The sequence below is a fragment of the Sutterella sp. KLE1602 genome (assembly GCF_001578585.1).
In the GTDB taxonomy this organism is placed as follows: Bacteria; Pseudomonadota; Gammaproteobacteria; order Burkholderiales; family Burkholderiaceae_F; genus Sutterella; species Sutterella wadsworthensis_A.
Window position 1 is genome coordinate 1 of sequence record NZ_KQ968576.1, and the last position, 3,715, is coordinate 3,715.

Here is a 3,715-nt window from a genome sequence, read left to right on the forward strand (position 1 = left end):
CGAGACCTTCGGTGTCACCGAAGTAGTGAGACCACCCGAGATCAGCCGTTAGCGCGACAGGCATGCTGCCCATGGCGAACGGAACAGACGTACGGACACCGAGCGTGGCGATCTGGATGTCGTCCTTGATTTCGTCAGTCTTGTAGCTGTTCGTATCCATGTGGTCGGTGACGGCATCCGTTTCGACGCGGGCCCAGGTGAAGCCGACGTACGGGGAGACCTTTGCAACGCTCAGATCGAAGTTGTACGCACCTTCAACGAAGCCCTGAAGGACGGAGGCATTTTCGCTGTGCTGGTTGACATTGGTGTTCATGACGCGAACCGTGTCACGATCTTCGTCGGTGTAAGCCACGCCGTAGGTCATCGTCACGTTGCCGATGTCCGTCAGACCGTAGACGCCGAAGTGCTTGTCTTCACCGTCGATCTTATTGAGGCCGGACTTGTAGTCCGTCGTACCGTAGCCGAAGAAGGCACCGAACTTGGTGTTGTCGAGGACAAGAGCTTCAGCACCGAGGAAGCCGGTGCGGAAGTCAACGTCCATCGTACTCTTCGTGCCTTCAGCTTCGCCCCAGTGACCGATGCCGGCAGCCCAGATGCGAGCGCGACCGTTGTCAACTTCGGCGGAGCGGCCTTCACCCATGCCGCGGGCCTGATCCATGACCGTGCGGGACACGGCGGTGGCGTTCACGACGAGAGCATTGCGGGCCGTGGCGTAGAAGTCATCGTCAAGTGCGCGGTACGTGTCACGGATTTCATTTTCCGTCTTGGCGGACAGGATTTCACCCGTGAGCTTGTTGCCGGAAGCTTCGATGGCAGCAGCGATCTTCTGTTCGTTGGCGGTGCCCGCGAACTGTTCGAACGTAACGCCATCCTTCTTCTTCATGGAGATGGTGGCCTGATTGCCCTTGCCTTCAGCCTTGTCCAGATCAAAGAAGATGTAGTTGGACTTGAGGGCCGTCGTCAGCGTCTCACCGTCAGCCGAGAACAAGTTAACCGTATTCTTGGCCTGGAAGGAACCGGTCAGAGCGTCCTTCTTGCCATTCCAGGTATCCACGAGCGTAGCAGTATCTGCACCTTCAAGCGTGACTTCGAACTTCTTGGCACCGTTGAAGGTGACAGAGTCAACGACAACATTGGAAGTCGCGTCGATGGCAAGCGTGCCGCCGTCATCGATTTCAATCTTGAGTTCACCCTTCTGGGCATCCGTGCTGTAAAGGTGACCCTTCTTCGTGAACTGGTCGTTGTAGCTCGACAGAACGCCGAACGTACCACCATCATCCACCTTAACCTTGTTATCAGTACCGATGGATTCGGCAAAAGCAAGAAGCGTACCGGCCTTGACGGTCGTGGCGCCCTTGTAGGAGTTGGCACCGGTCATGATGAGGGTACCCTTGCCAGACTTCGTCAGGCTACCGTCCAGATTCTCGCGTTCGTTAACAGCCTTAAGACGCTTTTCATAGTAATCCGCGATCCACTTGCGGGCTTCATCCTCCGTGATTTTGTCTTTTTCAAGTCCAGGAATGTCGCCTTGATAGAGAATTGCGTCGTCAAGCTTGATCTTAGACGCGACAACTTTTCCGCTGTCATCAAGGCAATACTTTATTTCTTCCTTCCACTTCTTGTCTTCAGCCTTGCGCTGTTCAAGCGCGTCCTGAACAATGTTATTGCTCCAGACGTCAAGGTTGCCTTCTCGGATCTGGTATTCGAAGTTCTTCAGGAGCTGACCAGGACCATACATGCCCTTGTCGAGGTCAGGAACACCCCAACCGAAGAGCGGGTCGACCTCGTTTTCACCGACGGTCCAGCTGTCAAAGTTGCTGCCGTCGGAGTTCTTGTGATTGGCAGTCGTGAACATGACCTCACGGACCTGCGGAGCGGTCATGTCAGGATAACGCTGCATGAGAACAGCCATGGCGCCGGCCACGTGAGGAGCGGCCATGGACGTGCCACCGAACGTTGCATAACCGGCATCGCCGAGCTTGTGGTTGGCATCGCTCGCGACATAATGATCGTCAACCACAATCGAGCTGTAGATCTTGGCACCAGGAGCAGCAACCGTCCACCACTTGGCGTCACCCGCCTTGTTCACGCCGTACCAATAGTCATACTTCGGATTGCCGTTGGTATCCGTCGTGTCGAGCTGCTTGAGGCCCGTAACCGCGATCCACTGGTCTTCGGCGTCAGGATTGAAGTACGGATAGAGCGGACGATAGTACGGGTTCTTCATGTCACGGTTGCCCGTCGTGAAGATCTGGACCACATTCTTGCCCTGAATGGCGTCCCAAGCCGCATCCACGAAGTCCTTGCCATTCGGGTTCGGATTCTTCTTGAAAAGGAAGTACTCAAACTCGCTTTCCCTGACGTTGTTCACAGGGAGCGAGGCACCCTTGGCCGTGTAGCGGATGTTCGTGCCAAAGGAGTTGTTGATCACGCCACCACGAAGCGTAGTTCCGTCTTCGAGTGTGCCGTTCTTGTCACGGACCTTGTTGGCCAGAGCAGACCAACCTTCGTAATAGAAGTTGTAATCCTGGAACGGACCGTAGTTGTTGTTGTCGGTGGCACCAGAGTTGCCGACGAAAATATTGGCGTCAAAGGCCACGCCATGCATGCCCTGACCGTCCTTGTTCGCGCCGACCGTACCGGTCACGTGAGTACCGTGAGTATCGTTCACATGCGGCATGAAGTTGCCGTCAACTTTGAAATCTTTGCCAGCGACGTAATCGCCATTACCGAATTCATCGCCAACGCCATTCGCACCCTGCTGATAATGGTTGCCAGTGGAGCTGTACTTGCCACTGTGTTCAACTTCAACGAAGCGTTCGCCAGACAGTTCAGAGTGGGAAAGGAGAGCGCCAGAGTCCATGACGGCAACAGCAACACCCTTGCCGGTAAAACCAAGTGCATAGGCCTTGGAAGCGTGCATGGCCTTCAGGCCCCAGTCAGCGTTGTATTCGGCCGTTTCAAAGGCACGCTGGGCTTCAGCAACAGAGGCGCTGCTGATGTTCGGGTTCGGGTCCATGTAGGCGGCCTGCGCGCCGGCAGCCATCATGAAGGCCGCAACGGCGATGGCAACAGCGCTCTTGGAAGCCTTGCCCTTCGTGGCGTGATGTTCGTCGATGACAACGTACTGCTGGTGAGCAGCACTCCACTTGGTCTTGAAAACGCGATTCATTCTGCGTAACTCCAAATTAATTGGGTCTTAGGTTGGTCCTTGTTCCCCGCTCCTTCGAGCAGGGACCTGTGCAGATTATCTTGTTTTGATCCCCCGAATCGCCTTTCCTGCAGGTGTTGCGAAAAGACATGTCGTTTTAGGACAGCATCGCAAACCCTGACTTTGTAACGGCAGTGTTGACAAATCAAGAGGTGAAGATAAGGTTGTTCAAGTTACCATCCGAGGGTAACTTGAACAACCTAACCGAATTGACATGGATCAAGAATATTTTTCCAGCTCAAAATGAGAAGCTCAGAATTTGTTTTAACCGAAAACCAAGGGTAAACCCCTTGCCATTTTTTGGCTGACTACGTAATTACGCCAAAAGTGAATTTATTTATGAAAGTGCCAATATCGGTAGGGCCTCTCAATGAAAAACAACGATCGGCCCTTCCAAAGAAGAGCCGACCGTGTTCAGTCATCCGCAGGTGTTGTCACCTGCTTCAAAACCCGAGGGCTTAGAAGTTGAAGCGGACGTTGGCGAAGATGCCGTGCGTGTTGATG

Annotated in this window: 1 protein-coding gene; it reads right to left on the minus strand. The window is 54.2% G+C overall.

Features of this window, described 5'->3' with window-relative positions; genetic code table 11:
• Nucleotides 1-3,172, minus strand: a 3,172-nt coding sequence (locus HMPREF3036_RS10480; RefSeq protein ID WP_062334278.1) for a S8 family serine peptidase, incomplete at its 3' end; no start/stop codon positions are given.
• Between the last annotated feature and the right edge of the window lie 543 nt (nt 3,173-3,715).